Here is a 22432-nt window from a genome sequence, read left to right on the forward strand (position 1 = left end):
ACCAATGGTCCCGGCTTAACTGAATATGGTTTTCAATAGGAATAAACCGTTTTCATCACGATCCTGAACTGACCGGTAGACGGATTCAATTCCTGCTTTACCACTTCAATCGGGTATCCGTCGCTGTCATATCTGTACTCACTCTTCAGGTAAAGGGTTCCATCCAGTTTCTCTGCAACTGTATTGTTTTTAGACTGGTCCTTAAAATACATCTGGGGCCATTTCAGGTGAACATAAGGGTTGATGCCCGCATCAAAATCGTAAGTCCGGGTACTGGTTGGAGCGGAAGGAATAATAGTTGTTTCCTCCACCCTGTTGCCACCTGAAAATTTCAATTCAATTTTCGAACCGGATTCAGCATGATAGTCATTGAGTTCATCCATGCTGATCAGGTCATAGCCATTCTCCTTCGCAAAACGATTGCGGTACATGGTGAACTGCGACTGGTAACTGTATTGTACGGCAATCATTTTATTCTCCTGGTTATAATAGTACCGGCTGTAACCAAGCACATCATTTGCCCCATCCAACTGGTTAACTATTTCAATTTTTTCCAGGCGGTTTTCATTGTACACAAATCTGTCTATAGTGGCAAGGGTCGGTTCGGGATCACTGGTAGTCGGATTGAAATAACTATAGCGGATATTTTCCAACCTGCCCTGCTGGTCGTAAGCATAGGTAAGTTTTTTGCTTAAACGAAAACTCTCGTCCTGGTAAACATAGTTTTTTTCTGAGCTTAGTTTTTTTGCAGCCCTTGTTCCGCCCAGGGTGTACAATTTTCCATCAACTACTTCATTGTTGCGTAATGGCATTTCATACACAATACCCCACTTGGAAACCCGGATTGAATAGTTGGGGTGTGATTTTGGCAGGTAAATCAAATTGGCACCCGGGGCCAGCAGGGTATCCTTTTCAAACTTCAGTCCGTTTTTATCCCAACTGGTAATTTTAAAGTTGGCCGGGATACTGTCATATTTGATGTCCCCGATAGTGATGGAAGCCTTTACCTTAATGGCAAAATACTGCTCCGGTCCGGGAGTTTGCGGAACCGGCTGGTCATCCTTTTTACAGGCAGTGAATAACATGGTGGTGGCATACAGGCACAGCATGCCCTTAAAAACATTTTTCATTTTTTTTAAAATTGATTTGATTTGATTCAGGTCGGAAACTGGTGGTATTCTTAAGGAGGATCGTTTGACCACACAAAGATGGTGGCAAAAAACGACTGTTACAGTCACACGATGATGTGATTCCCGGCTACAATTGCCTTTCCGGGAACCACCCTGACTCACATACTATCACATGTGTTATCAGAACAACCCTATTTCGCCCAGTGCAGCAAATTTTTCACCATCCCAACTGCTTTTTGCCACCAGTTTTATGAAGCGCAGGTTTACCGGCTGGGCAAACTCCAGGTATTGCGGCCCGCTGGTATTGGCCAGTTGGCGGCTGATGGCCGGCACGAAATTTACTCCATCCAGACTGGTGAAGATGTCCATGTCCTTAACAGACCTGCTGAGCGTCTGGCGCTGTGAAATACTGATGCCTTTTGCTGTGACATCAACACCGGTACTGACCACCACTTCGTGCGGGTAGGAGGTCACAGCGGAAGACCACCTGCTGTGCCAGTAAGTGGAAGGATCGCCATCGATCAGGTTGAGGGCCGCCCCGTTTTCGCTGAGCTTTTCCTCGGAGCTGAATGAAGTTATGCTCCAACCTGTTTTACTGATTTCAGGCCTTGTACTGAAATCCAGGATTGGCAGCCCGTTCGCAAAACGATATGAAAATATAGTTTCCCTGATTACACCATTGGTATGTGCCAGTTTCACCTTCAATTCATATTCATGGTTCTCACGGTATTTCAGATCGGTTACCGGCATCTCGATGAAAAAACTATCCTGCCCGATGGGCTTGCTGGTCCAGGTCACAGCATTGTAATCACGGTTAACACCTGTGCCTTCATTATTTACATTAGGGTCATTAAAATAAATAATATCGGTAACCGGTGTATTTGCTGAGAAGCGACCCTTTACCACTATGGAATTTTTTCCTGCTTCATAAGATGCATAAATGCTTTGCAGGGATGATTTCACTTCGCCATAAAAGGATTTATTCTCCTGGCTGAAAACCTGGTTCACATTCAGCACAGCGCAATCGGCCGCGGTGAGGAAGGTCTTTGAATTGCCCCAGGTACTGTTGCCTGCCCACATCAGGGCCATGCCGAGCGTTGATTCTTCCGAAACTTTCTGGCAATTGTGCGGCAGGTTCAGGCCATGCCCCAGCTCATGAATCATTCCGCCAATCCATTTGGTAGCCCGGGTACCAAGCGTGCCCGGACTGCCAAGATACCTGACATCCTGGTCGGCATAATCCAGGGCAAAACAATATTTACCCAGGCCATAAAAAGGTACACCGCCGGGTTCCCCGCCGGGATCATAGGTGGTGGCGGGCATGATAACCAGGTAATGGTCGCCATGGAATTCAGACTGGTTAAGCTGGCGATAGGCCGCTATTTCCTGCATCACTGCATTGGCGCCACCATCATATGGATAGGCAGATCCGCCCCTCCCTGCCTTTATAACGACCAGCTTTATGCGCTTTTTATCCACGTCTTTCATCAGGCCCAAAGTTTTCCCGGCGTACCCGTTCCTTTCCATCTCCTTGCCGATAAAGGACTGGGCATCGAGCAGGATCTCACTCAGGCGCCGGTGGTAATCTGCCGGTGGCACCACATCATTGGGTACAAAATACACCACGTTGAGGCTGTAGGCATTCTGGCTTTTATAGTTATAACTCACCACCGGAACCGGCGGAGGCTGCGGCGGGTTCACAGGTGCTGGTTCACTACCCGTCCTTGAACAGGATATAAGAAAATGGGTGGCAACCAGTAAACGAACCGGAAGGCAAAATAGTTTCATATGAATGGCATTAAAAAAGCAGCAGTCCGAACCATAAATGATTCGCATACTGCTGCCTGTAAATAATCAATTAGTACTTGTACACTACGAACTCAGCCAGGTGGGTGGAAGTCATTCTTCCCTCGGTCATGGTCAACCGAAAATGTCTCCAGGGAGCCGGGGTGAGCGGGAAGGTTTGCTGTGCGTTATTGGTATTATCAAAAGCCCGGTCCTGAAGGAGCATGGTCCAGGAATTGCCGTCAACGCTGGCTTCCAGGTTGAACTTTGTAAAACCTGTGGAACTGCCCTGCCTGCGCACCAGGCCGATCTGGTCCACATAATATTCCTGTTGCATATCAACCTGAACCCAGTGTGGAAATGCGGGTTCGGAAGGCCACCAGCTGGAATGCCAGTAGGTATTGATATTACCGTCGAACAAGGCGGAAGCCAGTCCCGTATTTTCCCACTGCGTCTGTTCAGAGGAAGCCGTGGCCACCCAGCCATCCGTATTAGCCGGCTTCCCGGCCAGTTTGCTGGCAATAATGAAGGCGGTTTTTGCCCTTGGGTTCACTTTGTAACCGGAAGCATCCATGATGCTGATGGGCAGCAGGTAATCTTTGGCGGGGTCAAACTTCTTTGAGAAATATTTGAACTCTGCCAGGTTGGATGTGAGGCTTCCTCCTGCAATGGTTAAAACGCGGTCTGTAAAACTGTAGGCATCTGCAGGAAAAGCTTCATACGGCGTGAGGCCGGCATTTGTACGCATGAGGTTGATGCTGTCAAATGCGCGGGTATCAACATCCAGTTTGATGGCTACATCTCCACCCGGATAACCAATGGCGCCAAATCCGGCATTGAGGGTAAAGCTCCTCGCTTCATCTACAAAGGGGAAAAGCTGCAGGTCAACACTCTGGGCAGTACCCTGCTTCAGGTAGATAACCACGTTATCCTTTGAATCACTACGCTTGAGGTAGTCAGGGTCCTTTACGCAGGAACTGAGCATCATCACAGTTCCTGCCAGGACGGTCATATAGGTATGAAATCTCATTGTAATTGTTTAATTGGTGAGCAAAGCATCTTCATCCTTTAATAGCCCGGGAATTGAACCAGTTGTTTATTCCTGTCAATATCGGCCTGCGGCACGGGCCAGAAATAATTCCTGCGGTCCCAGGCAGATTTTGTGAGGGCAACTGTCCGCTGGTGAAAGGCCACATCACCCAGCGCCGTACCCTTGTCCATGTTCATGCCATAGAAGGCACCACCCTGGTGGTGTTCGGGCTGGTCGGCCACTTTCCACCTGCGTACATCGAAATAACGGTGATTCTCAAACGAAAGCTCAATTCGTCTTTCTGTACGGATATGTTCGCGCATCTCATCCTGGCTCAATCCGGCTTCCAGGGCAGGCAGCCCTGCCCGGGTGCGCACCTTGTTCAGGTAAAGCAGCACATCGCCATGGCCGGGCTGGTATTCGTTCAGTGCTTCGGCATAGTTGAGATAGATCTCAGCCAGCCTGATCAGCATAGCCGGACGTCCGACAGATACCGAAGGGTTGAAATTGGTGTTGGGATGAAGGTTCTTGCGGGCGGTATAACCTGTCTTGGGCCAGTCCCGCGGAGCACCCTGCTTTCCTGAATTACCGGTAAAGAAATAGCCCACATAGGTTTGTCCGGATTTTGCAACCACCGGAACGGTGGCACCATTAAAAGTGATATGCGCATAGAACCTTGGCTCACGGCCCACATACATTTTGCTGGTGTTATCTGCATAGAATCCCGGCTTTCCGGAAGCAAACCCTTCTTCCGTATAAGCGGAGCTGCCGTCCTTAATTCCCTTCCCATCGGCCATGCGGTAAGCATCCACCAGTTCCTGGAATACGCCGATACCGTTCCAGGCATTACCCTGGGTATTACGGGGAGCACAGTGGCGCTCCCACTCAGACCAATAATTACTGGAAGCGCGGGTCCAGATGGCTTCCTGTTTCCAGCCATTCCAGAAAAGGTTGCGGGAAGAGTAGTAACCTGCAAGGAATGGATCGTCATTGTTTTCCTGGTAAAGACTCCATTTGTTCAGGTCAATAACCGCTTTGGCGGCATCCGCTGCCTTCTTCCATTTTTCCTTGTCAAAAGTGGAATTGAGCAGGGGTTTGCCATCGGGATTTTTGAAATCAGCCATGTCCGTGTTTCCATTGTAGAGCGGACTGGCACTGAATAAAAGCACCTGCGACTGTACCGCGCTGATGACTCCTTTGGTAATCCTTCCGGTTTGCACCAGGTCGGGGGCGCCACCACCGGTTACATGTACTTCAGGAACATCTGCTTTGGCCTTTTCCATCTCCGATACCACATACCCGGAACATTCGTCCCAGGAACTGCGTGGAATCTGGTAGTCGGTGGTTACATCTCCCGGCTCCTCACCCAGCAAAACGACCGGACCATATATCTTCATCAGCTGGAAGTAATAATAGGCACGCAGGAAACGGGCTTCACCCTTGTATTGCCTGACCAGTTCAGCACCATTGGGAAGGCCAAGCATTTCCTCGTTTTTGTCAATATTCTTCAGGAAAATCCCGGACTGGCGGATTGCTTCATAGTAGGCATTCCAGTAACCTGCGGAACCGTCTGGCGTCAATGCCCCGTTGTTCATGGAAAGGGCAAGCCAGGTATAGTCCGCCTCATCTGTCATGGCAGTCCATTGGGTGGTATAAGGCTGGTTCCAGGGATCAGGGATCCTGCTATAAATGCGCGCCAGCCACTGTTCGCTCATCACCCGGTTGGTGAAAACATTATCAAGCGTAGTGATATTATCGGGTACCGTGTCAAGAAAGTCTTTTTTACAGCCGGTTGCTGCCACCAAAGAACAAACCAATCCCGCCACGATGTATCTTTTAAATGATTGTGTCATTGCGATAGATTTTTAATTAATTGAAACTGACCCGGAAGCCAACATTGTACATAGATGTATTCGGGTAAGCAGCGCCGTTACCATCGCCGAGTTCGGGGTCCCATACCTTCCATCTTGATCCGGTGAACAGGTTGGTACCGTTTACAAACAGCCGCATCTTGCTCACACTGAAGCGTTTCAGCGCCCTCAGGCTGAAATTATAACCGAGTTCTGCACTTTTAAGCCTGATATAATCCGCCCTTTTGATCCACCAGGTACTGGTATTGTAATTGGAAGTAACAGTCTGGTTGGTGGAGAGCCTCGGATAAAATGGCAAAGCATTCTGCATCTTGGCGTCGGGAGTCCAACGGTCGGTAACCAGCGCATACATGTTTCCGTAAGTAGCCCCTTGGGAGAAAGGTCGGGTGGCAAATCCGCTGGCATAGTTGAAATCAACCTGTCCGGCACCCTGGAAGAAGAGACTGAGGTCAAAACCTTTGTATCCACCGCCGACGGTGATGCCGTAAAGGATGCGCGGGATGGCGCCGAATCCGATGGCAGTCTGGTCAAAGGAGTTAATCACACCATCGCCGTTCAAATCTTTAAACCTGATATCACCGGGACGAACATCCCCTGACTGGCGCGGGGCAGCCATAATTTCCGTGGAGTCATTGAAGAGTCCCAGCGCCACATACCCAAAACGCTGTCCGATGGGCAATCCATCGCGATCAAGCCAGGGATATTGCCATGGTGGCAGCTCATCCTGAATGATCTTGTTCCGGTTATAGTTGAAAGTGCCCCTGAATGTCAGGAAGGCATCTCTTTTGAAGTACTTGTTGTACTGGAGTGTAACATCAATGCCCTTGTTCTCTGTAATACCGATATTACCATAGGGTATATTATCATAGCGGTAACCGGAAGAGTAGGGAATGGTGAAAGCCTGGCGAAGAATGCCGTCGCGTCTTTCCTTGAAGAGCTCCACGATAAGCTGGAGGTTATTATTCAGCGTGTTGATCTCGATACCCAGGTTCTGCCTTTTGGCTGTTTCCCAGGTCACATCAGCACCCACCTGGCCTTCCTGGAGGCCGCCATAGGAAACCGTACTTCCCGGTTCACCGAAAGTATAACCGTCGGCATTTGCAATCTGGGTCAGGAAAAGGAAACGCTGGGCAGTGTTACTGTTACCGGATGTGCCGTAAGAAAAGCGGAGTTTAAAATGATCAATGGCATTGGACAGTGGTTCAAAGAATTTTTCATTGGAAACAACCCATCCAAGTCCCACTGAAGGGAAAAACCCATATCGTTTGTTGGGAGTGAAATTCTCTGAGCCGCTGTATCCAAAGTTCCCCTCCAGGAAATACCTGTTATCAAAACCGTAGGTAGCACGTCCCGTAAGACCACGTACCCGGAATGGAATGGAAGCCACCACATTGTCGGCATTCCCGTTCACATAATCGGACTGGTTGTAGAGCAACATCCCGGAAACATTGTGGTTTCCGAAAGTCCGGTTGTAGTTGAACCCGGTTTCGGTATAAAATCTTCTGTTGGTAATGCGGTTGGAACCAAATCCCAGCACTTCGCTTCCCGGATCCGTCATATTCGTAACCAGGCTGCCCTCTGCATCACGCCCGGTGGCAAGGAAGGTGGGCAATGTGCGGGTGCGGTTCAGGCTGCTGAAGGAATAATTGTCAAATGCGAACATAGTCGTGAAAGAGAGTCCCCTGGTAACAAAATCCAGTTCCTGGCGGAGACGGATATTGGACCGGACGGTATTGCTGAATTCAGTGGCATAACCGCCGGTGGTCAGAATGCCATAGGGGCTCGGTAATGCCCCGCCCACTTTTGGCAACTGCCCGTTGGAATACATGGTTGGAACCGTATGGGGCGGAGTGGCGGTGGCATAATAGAACAAAGTGGAAGTGGCAGTACCGGGATAGTTGCCATTGGTAATGAATCCGTTTACCCCCAGTTCCATTTTGGTGGTTTTGGTAAGGTCAACGTTAACATTCGAAGTGAAATTATAACGCTCATACTTAAGCGTAGAATTGTAGGATTGTACTTTATCGCGTTTGAACATCCCCACTTCCCCATAATATCCTGCCGAGATATAGTAGTTAGCATTGGTGGAACCGCCGGTAACATTCACATTCGCACGGGTGCTGCGACCGTATTTATTGAACATTTCCTTGAACCAGTCTACATCCGGATAAAGTTCAGGATCAACCTTACTGACATGCTGCTGTATCCTTTCGGGGGTGTACTGTGCAGTGCGGCCCCGCATGGTCAGGCCTTCATTGTACATGGTCATAAACTGTTCGGCATTGGCAAATTCGGGCAGTTGTGTAAACTTGGAAACGGCCTGGTTTACTTCCACATTGATCTGGGCTTTTCCGGCCTTGCCTTTCTTGGTATTCACCAGGATAACGCCATTCGCACCACGTGTACCATACACGGCTGTTGCGGAAGCATCTTTCAGGATGGTGAAGCTCTCGATATCTTCGGGGTCAATATTATTGATGGAACGGTCGGGCACACCATCCACCACCAGCAGGGGGCCCTGGGGACTGGAGGCGAAAGTAGCGATACCGCGGATATAGATGCTGGCAGCATCATAGCCGGGTTCACCACTGCGCTGGACTGACACCACACCCGCCAGGCGGCCTCCGAGTGCATTGGTGAGGTCGCGCACCGGAAGTTTCAGTTCGGCGGGTTTGATGGTGGACTGGGATCCGACCACGCTGATCTTTTTCTGCTTACCGAAACCAACCACCACCGCTTCTTCCATGATACGGTTGCTGGGTTTCATGCGTACTGCATAATTTACCTGGTCATCGAGCACCAGCTGATAATCCTCATAGCCTACAAAAGTAAGTACAAGGGTGGCGCTGTTATCGGGCACTTCCAGGTAAAACTCCCCATCGTTATTGGTATAGGCGCCCTTTTCAGTATCCCGGATCTTTACGCTTACTCCCGCCATCACCAGGTTGGTGGAATCGTCTACCACCTTTCCCTTCACGATGCGTGTCGGAGGGTTGATGGCAGGCATGTTCCGGAGGTCAACAGGGCCGTTATAGGCAAAAGCCACCTGAATTTCCTGGCGGGTCAGCAGAATCTGTTTGCCGTCCACCTCATAGAGAACATGAAACGGGGCAAACAACCTGGCCAGCAGGTCTCCCAGTTTTTCGTTCCTGGCCTCGAACGAAATCTTTGTTTTGCTGGGAATACGCTGCGGGCTGTAAACAAATTTAACATCGGCCTGGAGACCGATCTGGTTCAGAACCTGCCTGATTTCCATTTGTTCAACCTGCAGGCTGATCCGCTTGTTGGTGATATTCTGGCCATTGCTGGTATTGGCATATCCAATAGCAACAAAAAACATGACCAGGAAAAGGGGTAAGAGTCCGACTCTCATACAATGAATTATTTGCCTTTTCAGGCAACCTGAATATTGCATAACTTTAATGTTCGGTTTAATAATTATTTAATCGATTAATGCCTTCCTGCCTGAGAAACAAGGGGCATTAGCACAGGGCCGGTATTGTTTGCAGCAATGCCGGTTTTCTTTTTTTCAGGAGCTGTCATTTCTCATTTATATGCAGTTGTTGTTTGGTAATTTATTTGCAGCCTTGGGGATAGATATACACTTCCGAATCGATCACTTCATATTCGGCGCTGATGGCCCGGCAGATCAGGTCCAGTTTCCGGTAGATGGAACCATCTTCCGACAGGTCGGCAGTAATGGTGCAACCCTTCAAAAGTTCCTTTTCATAGTGAAGCGAAATGCCATAGGCGGCCTTCATCATTTCCAGTACCGCCACCACGGGCCGGTCTTCAAAAACCATCTGCCTTGCACTGACCCCCGGCGAAATAATGACCGGCCTTTCATTCAGCTGCTTGACGATGTTCTTTTGCTTTTTGTGATAAATGGCCTGCTGGTTGGCAGTGAGTGAAACGCCTTCAATATTCCTGCGCGATACGTTCACCTTACCGGTACGCACCGTAATATTGATATCCTCCTCCGCATCAAATGACCTGATGGTAAAACTGGTTCCGATCACTTTTGTTACCAGTTCATTGCTGTACACACGGAAGGGCTTTTTTGCATTTTTTGCCACATCAAAATCTGCCTCGCCTTTCAGGTACACATCCCTGCTGGCAGAATCATTAAAACCGGCCGCATAGCTGAAACGGCTTTGGGGAGAGAGTTTCACCCTGCTGCCGTCGGGGAGTTCAATTGTTACGGGCTTGTCTGTGATGTTAACCTGCTCCACCAGGTTCTTTTCCGCGACCAGCTTAACGTAAGTCAGTTCTGTATCGCCGGTCATGGTATTCCTGAACCCGAAAAACCAGAGAAGGGCTGCGGCGGCGATCCCCATAACGGTAATGAGTACGCGCTTCAGGCCTGAACCTTTCTGTTCAGCGGGAAAGGATTCAGGTTCAACCGTAGCTGCCATTAACGCTGCAATCTCTGCTTCCAGTGCAGCTTCACTGATCTCAAAAGGAATGGGCTCAAAGGATTCTACGATCCTGCGGGCCTGGTGTACAATATTTGTTTTCCCGGGATTTTCTTCAAGGAATTGCTGCCAGGCACTGTCATTGCTGCCCTTCCTTACCCAGTCAATAAAATCCTGGTCAAGGCTCAACTCTTCCAATGAATAATAGAGGTATCGTGTCATTCAGGTGCTTATACTTACAGATAAGTACCCTTGACTGACCCTTTCTACTGGATAAAACGAAAGTTTTTTTTAGATTTTTTTATACTGCCCGTAAAAGCAGGCTGCTATCCCACCCGATCCTGAGTTTCCGGATGGCTTCATGGAGAAGATTGTACACTGACTGGGGACTAACCTGCATCAGCGCTGCAATCTGTGACGCATCCATGTCCTGGTAATACCTGAGATATAGGGCTTCTTTCTGACGGGGACTCAATTGCGCCAGCACCCTGCGTAACTGAATGGTGCGCTGTTCCGCATCTTCCCGGCGGATCAGTTTTTCTTCAATGGAATAATCCACCTGAAAATCCACCTGCTGCAAACTGTCTTCAAAATCAGCGACCCGACCGTCCCGGCGGAGGGATTTAAGCACCTGGTTGCGCACTGCCCCCAGCAGGTAGTACCGGATGGAACCAATTCCGCCTGCAGCAGACCTTTTCTGCCAGAGACTGATAAAGACCTCCTGGATGGCGTCCTTCACTGTGTCCTTGCAGGAGCAAAAGCGGCAGCCGTAATCATACAAACCCTGGTAATGGTTTCGCATCAGCACTGACAGCGCAGCATGCTCACCTGCCTGCAATTGCTGCAACAACTCATCATTATGTATGACATCTTTCATTTGGGGAGTGCAATCGTTGCTAACCCTTTTCATTAAGAAATGATTAACAATTTCAAATATAGCAGTAAAATAATACCCTGAATTGTGCGTAAAGTAATTGACGCAATCGATTGCAGCCGTGTTTTCGTGCAGTTCAATCGTTTGCGTAACATTCATATTATGTATTACTTTTTAATTGTCTTACAGGAAAAGATGGCCGCATTTAAGCCGGCCGGTGTGATGCAGTACCTAAAATTCAGTAACATTACTATTCAAAAAAGCCATAGGCAATGCCAGTAAAACAACTGCACACCCGTAAAGAATTTATCCGCACAAGTACCATCCTGGTGGCCGGGGCACTGGCTTTGCCGGGGATGGCCATGGGCAGGAAACAACCCCGGCTGGCGTTTTCCACCCTGGGGTGCCCGGACTGGGACTTTAACCGGATTACTGAATTTGCTGAACAGCATGGATATACCGGTATTGAAGTAAGGGGTATTCAGCGGGAAATGGACCTGGTAAAGAGTTCTATTTTCAGCAGCGCCGAAGCCCGCAAAGCCACCATGCGCAGGATGAAGGAGAAGGGACTGCAGTTTGTGGGACTCGGATCTTCCTCCACCCTTCATTTTTCTGAAGCAGCGCAAAGGACCAAACAACTGGATGAAGGCCGCAGGTTCATCGACCTCGCAGCGCAGATCAACTGCCCCTATGTACGGGTGTTCCCCAACAATTTCCCGAAGAACCAGGAAAAGCAGGCCACCATGGACCTGATCACCAGGGGCCTGCAGGAGCTGGGAAATCATGCCAAAGGTTCGGGCGTTACGGTATTAATGGAAACCCATGGCGACATGGTGTGGACAGCAGATATCCTGCAAATCATGGAAGCCGCCAATCACCCGCAAGTGGCACTGGTGTGGGATGTAACCAACATGTGGACCATCACGGGTGAAGACCCCGTGGAAATGTACGGGAAGCTTAAACCCTATATCAGGCATGTGCATGTGAAGGATGCCACCAAAGCCGGAGGCAAACTGAATTATACTTTCCTGGGCAAAGGCGAAGTGCCGATCATGAAAGCCATTGCTGCACTTAGGGATGACCGTTATAAAGGCTTTTACAGCTTTGAATGGGAAAAACTCTGGCATCCCGAAATTGCGGAACCCGATATCGCACTGGCCGATTATCCCGCTGCCATCAAACAACAATTCCAGTAATTTACAGGCTTAACTTTTAATAGAAACAATGCCCGGAGACTCTCTGTACCTCAACAATAAATCCACCCGCCAGAACACTTACGATGCCATTGTGGTCGGTTCGGGCATCAGCGGCGGCTGGGCTGCCAAGGAACTCTGTGAAAAGGGACTGAAAGTATTATTGCTGGAAAGGGGCAGGCCGGTGGAGCATCCCAGCTATCCAACTGCGAATAAGCATCCCTGGGAGTTTCCGCACCGCACCCAACTGACCCATGAAGACAGGGAAAATAATTTTGTCCAGAGCCGGCATTATTCTTTCCGGGAAGACAACAAGCATTTTTATATCAACGACAAGGAGAATCCGTACCAGGAGATACAGCGATTCGACTGGATACGGGGTAATATCCTGGGCGGCCGGTCGCTGTTATGGGCGCGGGCCAGCTACCGCTGGAGCGACCATGATTTTGAAGCCAACCAACGCGACGGTCATGGGGTGGACTGGCCAATCCGTTACAAAGACCTCGCTCCCTGGTACGATTATGTGGAACGATTTATCGGCGTGAGCGGCAACCGGGATGGCATTCCACAGTTGCCCGATGGGGAGTTTCAGCCACCATTCGAAATGAATGTGGTGGAAAAGCATTTCCGGGATCAGCTATCGAAACACTACCCGCACCGTCCGGTTATCATCGGCAGAACCGCCAACCTCACCAAACCGGTGCAAGGCCGTACCCAATGCCAGGCGCGGAATCTCTGCCACCGTGGCTGTCCCTTCGGCGCCTATTTCAGCACCAACGCCAGTACTTTGCCGGCCGCACAGGCAACCGGCAATCTCACCATCAGACCCTATTCGCTGGTAAATAAAGTGATCTATGATGAGCAGCGGCAACGTGCCACCGGGGTGGAAGTCATCGATACGGAAAGCAAACACACAGAGACCTTCCATGCCCGCATCATATTTCTGAACGCCTCTACCGTTGCCACGACCGCGATACTGCTGAACTCGGTATCCAGCCGTTTCCCGAATGGCCTGGGCAATGACAGCGACCAGTTGGGACGCAACCTGATGGATCACCACAAGGGTCTGACCTTCTCTGCCAGTGTAGCCGGATTTGAAGACAGTTACTATTCCGGCAGGCGGCCAACGGCCATCTATATACCGCAGTACCGGCATGTGCACGAACCTGCCGCCAACTACCTGCGGGGATACCATTTTGCAGGGGGCGCCTATCGCGGAAGGGCAGGCGGCGAAGGGATCGGGGTGGAACTGAAAGAGAGTGCCAGTGTGCCGGGGCCCTGGAGCATGAGCCTCTATGCATTTGGTGAATGCCTGCCATACGCCGACAACCGCATCACGCTGGATCATTCCAAAAAAGATCCCTGGGGAAGGCCATTAATAGCCATCGACTGCTCCTTCAGGGAAAACGAAAAAGCCATGCATGCCGCCATCGCAGCGGATGGAAAGGAGATGCTGGAGAAAGCAGGTTTCACCCATGTAAGGGTAAGTGGCAGCATTTCCTTTCCGGGCAATGCCAACCACGAAATGGGCACTGCGCGCATGGGCCGGGATCCGAAAACATCGGTTCTAAATGCTTACAATCAATTGCACGCAGTACCCAATGTATTTGTCACAGACGGCGCCTGCATGAGTTCGGGCTCCTGCGTGAATCCGTCGCTGACCTATATGGCACTCACCGCAAGGGCCTGCGACCACGCGGTGAGTGAACTGAAAAAAGGGAACCTCTAAGATTAGTGCGTGGTGGAATAATTGATCATCCACTGCACGCCGAATTTATCCTGGAAACTGCCGAAGTAGTCGCCCCAGAACATATCCGCCATGGGCATTTCCACCTTACCGCCCGGGGACAATTCATTGAAGAGACGGTCGGCTTCTTCCCTGCTTTCGGGATGAAGGGAGATGTAGTTATTGTTTCCCACTATCAGTTTATGTCCCATCGACGGAACAATGTCAGAACCCATCAGGGTATCACCGCCGGGGATGGGCAGCGACACATGCATGACCCTTTTCTTTTCGTCCTCAGATAAATTTTCACATCCGGGTGCATCGCCAATCCGGTTAATGGGTCCCCGGAATTCAGAGCGGAAAACCAGTTTGTAAAAATTGAAAGCTTCTTCGGTGGTACCGTCGAAGTTCAGATAAGGATTCATCTTTGGCATGGTTGGTATTTTTAAGGTGAGTGAAAACTTTAGCGGGCTTCTACATATTTCCGGAAATTATCCAGTATGGCCTGCCATCCCGCCTGTTGCATTTCGGGCGAATGGGTTTGTTCCGCTTCAAAGGTGGTAATGACCTGGGTACCAGAATCACCAGCAGTGAAACTGACCCTCGCTTTCCGGTCATCCCCCATGGTGTATTCGATGGTTTCATGCGGCACCACCCTGTCATAAATGCCCCAGAAATCAAAGCCCATGCTGCCATCCTTTGCTTCCATCCGGTAGGAGAATTTTCCGCCGGCCTGCAGGTTATTTTCCGCGGCAGGTGAATGCCAGTCGTCACTTGCGGCATTCCAGTTAATAATGTGTTCGGGTTTGGTATAGAAATCCCAAACAGTTGCCAGCGGTGCGTTTACGGTCGTTTCAACCGTGATGGCGTTGTTGAATTCCTTTTCCATAGTTGTGTTTTTGACAGCTCAAACATAGTATGATATTTCATCATGCCGGCTGTATAAACACGCCAAAAAAGAGGTGGATTGCGAAAGACCGGGGGCAACTTATCTTGACCCGGGTTTCAATATCGTATGTTCATCTGCGTTAGCCTGAATTTTATCCCTGGAATAAAAGGCCGGGAAATACTGGTCCTTCGCCCAGGTTTCATATAAGTTCCTGTAATACTTTCCGTTGGGGTCGGATGACTGTCCGGGTGTATTGATCAGGAGGGTTTTATCCCAGTCCTCCAGGTCCGTGATGATCCGGAAGCTGGCGCCCGAGCCCTGCCGGTCGAGTCCGCCGGTGGAATTGGGCGTATGGCTGTTGCCGCCACGGGGCAGTGGAGCCAGGTTGTAAACGGCTTTTTCTTCTTCCGTCAGCAGGGCATTCAGGGGATGGGTAAAACTGGTGTGTTTGTACCCGGACTGACCATATACCCAGGCATCTGTGGAAGGGCCGAATCTTTTGGACAGCTCCTCTATTGCCTGTTGCAGGGTGGTGACCAGGAAAGCATCCCTGTTGCGGAAACTATCCACCCCAAAGCGGGCGCCCGGCTGCTGCAGCCAGCCCACCAGTGTGGTCAGTTGAAAATCCACCAGTCCCCGGATATCCCGGGGGATAAAACTTTCAGCCGCCTGGCTCATCAGTTTCCTTTCCCACATGGCATAGATACCGGCGGCAACGGATTTTTTATCCAGCACAAAATCCCATGACAACAATTTCTTTTGGGCATCCTCCTGCAGCTTCGTTGGCATGGTGATGTCTTTGAGCAAGGGCACCAGGCTGCGGGCAGGAATAGAGAAATAATCTGTCTGCAGCGCCATATTATCGGCCATGGTAAACCGCTTGTTTTCGCCCAGCACTTCGTTGATCCGGTTTCCGCGATAAGGATCGGCCCACGAATATCCGATGGCGTCCCAACGGGTATAGGAATCCGGCGTAACATGCTGGTTGGCGGTGGCAAAAAATCCTTTCGCCGGATTATACAGGTGAGGGCGCTTTAAAATATCGAGGTACCCCTTCCATTCGTACCGGCCATCACCGGGCACCGGCACCAGGCCGCTGAAATTCTTGCGCACCGGTGTAATGCCCACCGCCTGCCAGCCGATATTGCCCTTGCGGTCGGCCCAGATCATGTTTTCGGCAGGGATATGGCTGTACCGGCAGGCCTCCCGGAAATCCTTCCAGTTCCTTGCCTGGTTCATGCGCAGGGAGGCCAGGTAGGGTGCCCCGCCCGGTTCCAGCCAGGCGCAACGGATCGCATAGGCCTTTCTGTTAGCCGTGTCTATAAAGGCAACCGGACCATGTCGGGTATACCTCAACGTTACCAGCTCGTCTGCTGCCCCTTTCACGCGGATCGTATCTTTTATTTCCTGCATCGAAACCCATTGGTTGCGATACCAGTATTGCTGCAGGTTTGCAGGGTTCAGGTCATACACATAGAGGTCTTCCCCATCGGTTTCGAAAATGGTGAGTCCCCATGCCCCGTATTCATTATGCCCGATGGAAATACCGGGAATAACCGGTTCGCCTCCACCAATCGCATTCCAGCCCGGCGCAACCAGGTGAACCATATAGCGCAGGGAAGGCATGGTAATACTTCGGTGCGGGTCATTGGCCATAATGGGGTATCCGCTCGTGGTTTTATTGCCGCTGAGGATCCAGTTATTACTGCCCTCCACGCCTTTCTCCACAGGAATATCCGTGTGCAGTGCCGTGGCATTAAAGCCGCTTTTGAAAACCACCGGCTTTCTGTAAGCTTTATACAATTCAAGAATATCCTTTGACAGCATTTCCCTGGTAATGGAAGCATCCATATCCAGGTTGGGTTGGCGGGGATGAAACCAGACCAGTTCTTTTACTTTTTCCTTTCCGGCTATGGCCACTGCCCTCGCCGTATTCAGTTCTTCTTCAATATTTCCCAGCAATCCCTGGTGCCGCGACACCACTACATCGGGCGTCCATTTACCCGGCAGGATACCCAGTTTTTTAAACTCAAAAGGCAGCAGTGTCGGGTTGGCCAGCACTTCATCGATGTACGCGTTCACACCCTCCGTATATGCATGGACGATAGCAATACCGTCCTTATGGTAATGACTGAACTCTTTATCCAGGTCGCCCCGGAAGCGGAAAAGGCGGGTACCGATATCGCGTTTCAATTCCTGCGGGCCGAGGATTTCCGCCACTGTACCGGTAGCCTGCCGGCGCCATACTTCAAACTGAAAAAGGCGGTCTTTCGCAGCCGCGTATCCCTGCGCAAAAAACAAGTCGTGCTGGTTGGCGGCATAGATATGATTAAGGCCCCATTTATCGCGGATTATTTCCACGGGTGCCTCTAATCCCGGCAAAAGCAGTTCCTGTTTGTGTTGGGAGAAGCCATGCAGGCAGGCGGAAAAAAGGAGGCATACGATGAAACAGGAACGTGCCATAACCAAAGGAGTTTAATTTCTTCCTTAAATATAAGTGATCGCGGGAGGCAATCGTTCATAACTGTTAGATTTGTACCCCATCCAGTTCATATGACCAGCAACCAGCGCCTATCAGGAATCATCATGGCATTATCTGCCGCCATCTTCTGGGGTATCTCCGGCACCTGCGCGCAATTCCTGTTCGAACAGAAACAGGTTGATACCGCCTGGCTGGTTTGTGTACGCCTGCTGATTGCGGGGGCCATACTGCTGGGAATTTCCTTGTCCCGACAAAATACCGATGCATTTGCGATCTGGAAAAATCCCTCTGAAGCCGCACAGTTGCTGCTGTTCAGCATTTTCGGGATGCTGGCGGTTCAATACACTTATTTCTACAGCATCCGTTTATCCAATGCAGCCACCGCCACGGTATTGCAATACATAGGGCCATTATTTGTCGTAGCGTTTTACGCCATCAAACACCGGCGATGGCCGATACTGGCGGAATACGCTTCGCTGCTGCTGGCCCTGGGAGGCACTTTCCTGCTGGTTACCCATGGCAGTTTTGAAAAGCTGGTCATCTCAGAGCAGGCCCTGGTATGGGGAGTATTGTCTGCCCTTACCCTGGCTTACTACACCATACAGCCCGTGCAATTATTAAGAAAGTATGATGCGGCCACCATTACAGGCTGGGGCATGTTTATAGGGGGACTGGTATTCTCGTTTTTTGTTCCGCCCTGGAAGACCAGCGGGCAATGGGATGGCGCCACCTGGGCCGCCTTTTTATACATCATTATTTTCGGAAGCCTGCTGGCATTCTACTTTTTCCTGACCTCCGTAACCCGGATCGGTGCCACCACTGCCAGCCTGCTCTGCAGTGTGGAACCCTTGTCCGCAGCGCTGGTGGCGGTGCTCTGGCTGAATGTGCCTTTTGGGAAGATGGACTGGCTGGGAACTGCCTGTATCCTACTTACCATCATCCTGCTTACATTGGGAACCAAACCACGAAAAACTTCCGCTCAAAACAACCCCGCATGAAGTCCTGTTTAATTTTATTGGCCTGTTGCCTGCTTACCGGAACAAAGCCTCTTATGTCGCAGAACTTTTCTTCCGTTGATGAGATCATGAAACAATACGAAGGAGAAGTTCCCGGCGCTTCGCTGATGATCATAAAGGATGGAAAAAAAATCCTTACCCGCAGTTATGGTTATGCGAACCTGGAAAAGAAAGAGCGGGTGAGTTCGCGCCACAATTTCCGGCTGGCATCGGTTACCAAACAGTTTACTGCCACAGCCATCCTGCAACTGGTGCACCGCGGGAAGCTATCCCTCCAACACAAGCTGACAGAAATCTTCCCGGGATTTCCTGCCTATGGAAAGGTCATCACCGTACAGCACCTGCTGACCCATACTTCAGGCATTGCAGACTATGAAGACTATGTTTCCGACACGGCCATGCATCCGCAGATCATGGACAAGGGTGTATTAGACATTGTGATGAAACTTGATACAGTTTATTTTGCGCCCGGCGAAAAATACCGTTACAGCAATACCGCCTATGCCCTGCTGGCGCTGATGGTGGAGAAATATTCGGGATTGGGATTTGATGACTATCTGCAGAAAAATATTTTCCGCCCGCTTGGCATGAAGCAAAGCCTGGCCTTTGTGCCTGGCGACAACGAAGTGAAATATCGCGCTTATGGTTATACGCAGAAGGATGGCAGGTGGAAACTGAAAGACCAGAGTTCCACCAGCGCCGTGCTGGGTGATGGAGGAATATATTCGAGTGTGGAGGATCTCTACAAGTGGGACCAGTCGCTGTATCTTGACAAGATCCTGCCTACGGAATTAAAGCAGGCAGCGTTTAGTTATCACCGTTTGAACAATGGCGACACGGTTCATTACGGATTTGGCTGGCACCTGAAAAAATCCCCTAAGGGGCAGCAGGTAATTTACCATACCGGCAGTACCAGCAGTTTCCGGAATATTATTTACCGGATTCCTGCTGAGAACACCACCATCATCATATTAACCAACCGGAATTTTCCGGTGGAGGAAGATATGGTTGGACTGGCGGAGCGGATTTTGATAGCCGTCTGACGTTGGCTCGGGGTAGCCGTCTGACGTTAGTGTTCACTGTATTCGGTAATCATAAACGTCAGACGGCTTCCCTCCGGACCCCATGCGTCTGACGCGCGTCAGACGTGCAGGAATAGCCGTCTGACGTTAGTGTCCACTGTATTCGGTAATCTTAAACGCCAGACGGCTTTCCGAGCCAACGACTGACGGCTTATTGGCAATTAACGTACTTAAAAGTCCAGTCTGTAGTTAGATTGTTACTGAAAAGCAAGTCCGCCATTTTATTCGTTTCATCATTCCCGTCATAGGTATAAGTATAGGTCCTGCTTCCCTTGATCCCTTTCACCTGGTTCTTATTACGGATCGTTTCCCATCTGTAGCTAGCCAGGTCTGAAAGTGCTATGGCGTCCATTTTTCTCCTATCCTGGTCCGTATAATATTCCCATTCTACCTGGGTACTGTTATCAGAGAAAAGAAATTTACGAATCATATTCCCATTACTCCATTCATAACCAAATTCTGTTTCCAGCCCGTTGGATTTGGTAACCTTTGATTTAACCAGTTGTTCCCCGTTATACTCAAAGGACTCCTGTTCCCAGGTGGTACCAGACTCGTTGCTTTCCAGTCTGATATGGGTTGCCAGTTTCTTATCATTCAGGCTGATGGTGGATTTCGATACAAACCCGTATTTGTCGGTTCCGGAAATTACTACAGATGAAGCGGTCGGATAACTGTACGCATATGTCAACACAGCAGTAACGACGCCACTGGTATTGTATATGGTATGAATCTGCTTCGCCAGATTTTTGGTGGAGGCATCGTATTCAAATACCCTGCTCCTGGCCAATTTGTTATTTTGATAAGACAAGGCTTCCGTGAGCTGGCAGGTGGAAGCAACGGGTGTTGGCTGCTGCGGTTCGTCCGCATCATCTTTGGAGCAGCCTGCAAAAGATACCAGCAGCATAAACATGGGCAGGAAAAATATTTTTGTCATAATAGGATGCTTTAATAATTCAAAACAACAACAACCATAGGGTTGGTGCAATCACCTTTTTGGATGATGAACCAACCAGTCCAACACCCGGGAGACGGGTCGTCAGTCATATTCTTCCAGGGTGGTCATTATATAACCCGTGTTCCGGTAGGTGTTCGCTTTGGTCATCAGGTCGCAATAGCTCAGGCGGTGTTCAATTTTTTGCGAAGTTGTGGAAGGACTGATGACCATATCCCAAACCCATCCCGAACCATTGTGCCTGCGATCGAGGTCCACTACAATATAACCGGCAGACTGGTAAGAATTGATCTGGTTAACGACGGAAGATTCGGGAACATCGGTTTTATATCCATTACGACTTCCTTCCCGCCAGACACCTGCATAAGTCGGTTGTCCGTTATGGTTATATATTTCTATATCCACCAGGTTTAGTCCTTTTGACTTGTTTAACTGGAATATTTCATTAAACCTTGCCGCTGTAACCCCCGATATGTAAAAGGTTTTTGCCCCGTCGCCGGTTTTGCTGAACAATCCGGAAAAGTAGCGGGTGTTGCCCGACTGGTGCACTTCCAGGTCAGTAAGCACCAAACCATACCGGCGCATTTCATCCCACTTCGTATGAAACTGGTCTTCAGTAAAATTTCTCCAAAGTGCGTAAGGATTATCGGAGGTGTGGAATAAGGCCGACCATTTAATAGTTCCGCCCTGGTTGGTAGCCAATAATTTTACCGCGTTGTACCCATTCGAGCTGATCGTATTCCATTCCTTGTTGAAGGCATTCATGCTGTACAGATTTCTAAGCACCGCCTTTCCTGGTTGTTTATGGAAGGTTGCGGTGAAGTAACGGTTCCCGCAGCCGGTATGAACCGTACTGTTACAGAGATAGTCAACTGTTGTGTTATTGGGGAAAACATTCAGATTCAAAGCGCTATACACCCTTGCCGCGATTCGGTTAGTATTGGCAAATTCAGCGTTGGCAAAAACAACCACACCATTTTTTGCATCCGGGAAATAGTGAAACAGGGTGCGAAGGTTTCCATGGGCGCCACCATGCCAGACACGTAATGAAGATCCGCTACCCTGGGCCTCCACCCCCTGCCGGTAAAGCGATCCATCTTTGGTATTGGCAGCAACAGTTTCCCAAAGTGGTTGCGGATCTTTGAGGATATTATTCTGCATCAGTGCCATCATCAGGTTCAGCATTCCGGGTACAGTCGTTTCCAATCCGCCCCCTGGTGTTTTCCATTCCTGCTGGCCAATTTTACTAAGCTGCAAGCTACCGTCGCATGATTTAATAAACCCTGAAAAGTCGCCCGTTGAAGGTCGCAGGGTACCCAGCCGGAAAGAGGAGGCCAGGCTGTTCAGGTAGGCATTATAGGGTTGTCCGGATGCCCCTTCCACCACCGCGCCCAACAGGTTGTAAGCAAAAGTTGAATACACCATCGTATCACCCGGAGTGGCCACCAGTGCCGGATTTTTGAATACATCCACCCCCTGGCCCGCATTATAGGAACCGGTAACTGACTTATAAGCTGAAGGGGTTTCATTGATGGAATAATGACCGATGCCGCTGCGATGGGTAAGCAACTGGCGGATGGTAATATTTCTCTTCTTGTCGTAATCACTGACAGAAGAAGCCCCTGGCCAATAGCCCACATACTTAATCACTTTGTCATCCAGTGACCCGATCTTACCGGTTTCTACCAGCCGATGAATGGCGATGGCTGTATAGAGTTTCGAAACAGAGGCGATTCTCACCACATCGGTAAGGTTGAGTGCCTGGGTTCTTTCTGCATCCTGGAAGCCATAGGCCCTGGCATGAACAATTCTCCCCTGGCTGATGACACCTACTACCATACCGGGTACCTGCTGGTTGATCATTTCATCTTCCAGGGCTTTATCAATCGCAGCAAGGGTCTGGGAGCGGGTAAGCATGGGCGCAACCAACAGCAATACGGCCAGATACAGGCAACAAAACCGGTAACCGGAAAAATTTTTCATACAG

General features: G+C 49.9%; 16 protein-coding genes. 4 read left to right on the forward strand and 12 right to left on the reverse strand.

Annotation, left to right across the window (positions count from 1 at the left end):
- Positions 1–32: 32 nt before the first annotated feature.
- The 7 genes from BC349_RS10300 to BC349_RS10330 all read right to left on the reverse strand — a co-directional run bounded on the left by BC349_RS10300 (position 33) and on the right by BC349_RS10330 (position 11141).
- Complete coding sequence (locus BC349_RS10300; protein ID WP_187256643.1) at positions 33–1130, reverse strand: hypothetical protein; 1098 nt, start codon at positions 1128–1130, stop codon at positions 33–35.
- A gap of 180 nt (positions 1131–1310) precedes the next feature.
- Positions 1311–2918, reverse strand: a complete 1608-nt coding sequence (locus BC349_RS10305) for a discoidin domain-containing protein (RefSeq protein WP_187256644.1) — start codon at positions 2916–2918, stop codon at positions 1311–1313.
- A 70-nt stretch (positions 2919–2988) separates the two neighbouring features.
- Positions 2989–3945 (reverse strand): discoidin domain-containing protein, encoded by a 957-nt coding sequence (locus tag BC349_RS10310; protein WP_187256645.1) that lies wholly within the window; start codon positions 3943–3945, stop codon positions 2989–2991.
- A gap of 38 nt (positions 3946–3983) precedes the next feature.
- The gene (locus BC349_RS10315; protein WP_187256646.1) at positions 3984–5798 is read right to left on the reverse strand and encodes a RagB/SusD family nutrient uptake outer membrane protein; all 1815 of its coding nucleotides are present in this window, start codon (positions 5796–5798) and stop codon (positions 3984–3986) included.
- A gap of 16 nt (positions 5799–5814) precedes the next feature.
- Entirely contained in the window at positions 5815–9189 is a 3375-nt protein-coding gene (locus BC349_RS10320; protein ID WP_187256647.1) for a SusC/RagA family TonB-linked outer membrane protein, read from the reverse strand.
- Between the two features lie 202 nt (positions 9190–9391).
- Positions 9392–10453, reverse strand: a complete 1062-nt coding sequence (locus BC349_RS10325; protein WP_187256648.1) for a FecR family protein — start codon at positions 10451–10453, stop codon at positions 9392–9394.
- Between the two features lie 79 nt (positions 10454–10532).
- Complete coding sequence (locus tag BC349_RS10330; RefSeq protein WP_187256649.1) at positions 10533–11141, reverse strand: RNA polymerase sigma factor; 609 nt, start codon at positions 11139–11141, stop codon at positions 10533–10535.
- Positions 11142–11377: 236 nt separating this feature from the next.
- Here BC349_RS10330 and BC349_RS10335 point away from each other — a divergent pair, with 236 nt between their 5' ends.
- Both BC349_RS10335 and BC349_RS10340 read left to right on the forward strand, forming a co-directional pair.
- Positions 11378–12301 carry a sugar phosphate isomerase/epimerase family protein gene (locus BC349_RS10335; protein ID WP_187256650.1) on the forward strand — a complete coding sequence of 308 codons (924 nt, stop codon included), beginning with the start codon at positions 11378–11380 and terminating at the stop codon, positions 12299–12301.
- A 28-nt stretch (positions 12302–12329) separates the two neighbouring features.
- Positions 12330–14027 carry a GMC oxidoreductase gene (locus tag BC349_RS10340; protein ID WP_187256651.1) on the forward strand — a complete coding sequence of 566 codons (1698 nt, stop codon included), beginning with the start codon at positions 12330–12332 and terminating at the stop codon, positions 14025–14027.
- Between the two features lie 2 nt (positions 14028–14029).
- Here BC349_RS10340 and BC349_RS10345 read toward each other — a convergent pair whose 3' ends face one another.
- The 3 genes from BC349_RS10345 to BC349_RS10355 all read right to left on the reverse strand — a co-directional run bounded on the left by BC349_RS10345 (position 14030) and on the right by BC349_RS10355 (position 17376).
- Positions 14030–14458, reverse strand: coding sequence for a VOC family protein (locus tag BC349_RS10345; RefSeq protein ID WP_187256652.1), 429 nt, complete (start codon positions 14456–14458; stop codon positions 14030–14032).
- A 29-nt stretch (positions 14459–14487) separates the two neighbouring features.
- Positions 14488–14913, reverse strand: coding sequence for an SRPBCC family protein (locus tag BC349_RS10350; protein WP_187256653.1), 426 nt, complete (start codon positions 14911–14913; stop codon positions 14488–14490).
- Between the two features lie 99 nt (positions 14914–15012).
- Positions 15013–17376, reverse strand: a complete 2364-nt coding sequence (locus BC349_RS10355) for a penicillin acylase family protein (RefSeq protein WP_187256654.1) — start codon at positions 17374–17376, stop codon at positions 15013–15015.
- A gap of 90 nt (positions 17377–17466) precedes the next feature.
- Between BC349_RS10355 and BC349_RS10360 the strand changes: the two genes are divergently transcribed.
- Both BC349_RS10360 and BC349_RS10365 read left to right on the forward strand, forming a co-directional pair.
- The gene (locus BC349_RS10360) at positions 17467–18393 is read left to right on the forward strand and encodes a DMT family transporter (RefSeq protein ID WP_187256655.1); all 927 of its coding nucleotides are present in this window, start codon (positions 17467–17469) and stop codon (positions 18391–18393) included.
- Entirely contained in the window at positions 18390–19454 is a 1065-nt protein-coding gene (locus BC349_RS10365) for a serine hydrolase domain-containing protein (RefSeq protein ID WP_222840137.1), read from the forward strand. The genes BC349_RS10360 and BC349_RS10365 overlap by 4 nt, the downstream gene beginning before the upstream one ends.
- 190 nt (positions 19455–19644) lie before the next feature.
- Here the strand turns inward: BC349_RS10365 and BC349_RS10370 are convergent, their stop codons facing one another.
- Together BC349_RS10370 and BC349_RS10375 are read right to left on the reverse strand one after the other, a co-directional pair.
- Positions 19645–20427, reverse strand: a complete 783-nt coding sequence (locus BC349_RS10370) for a hypothetical protein (protein WP_187256656.1) — start codon at positions 20425–20427, stop codon at positions 19645–19647.
- 102 nt (positions 20428–20529) lie between these two features.
- On the reverse strand, positions 20530–22428 hold the full coding sequence (locus tag BC349_RS10375) for a serine hydrolase domain-containing protein (protein WP_187256657.1): 1899 nt from the start codon (positions 22426–22428) through the stop codon (positions 20530–20532).
- Between the last annotated feature and the right edge of the window lie 4 nt (positions 22429–22432).

Origin of the sequence: Flavihumibacter stibioxidans, assembly GCF_014332695.1 — a bacterium.
Lineage (GTDB): Bacteria > Bacteroidota > Bacteroidia > Chitinophagales > Chitinophagaceae > Flavihumibacter > Flavihumibacter stibioxidans.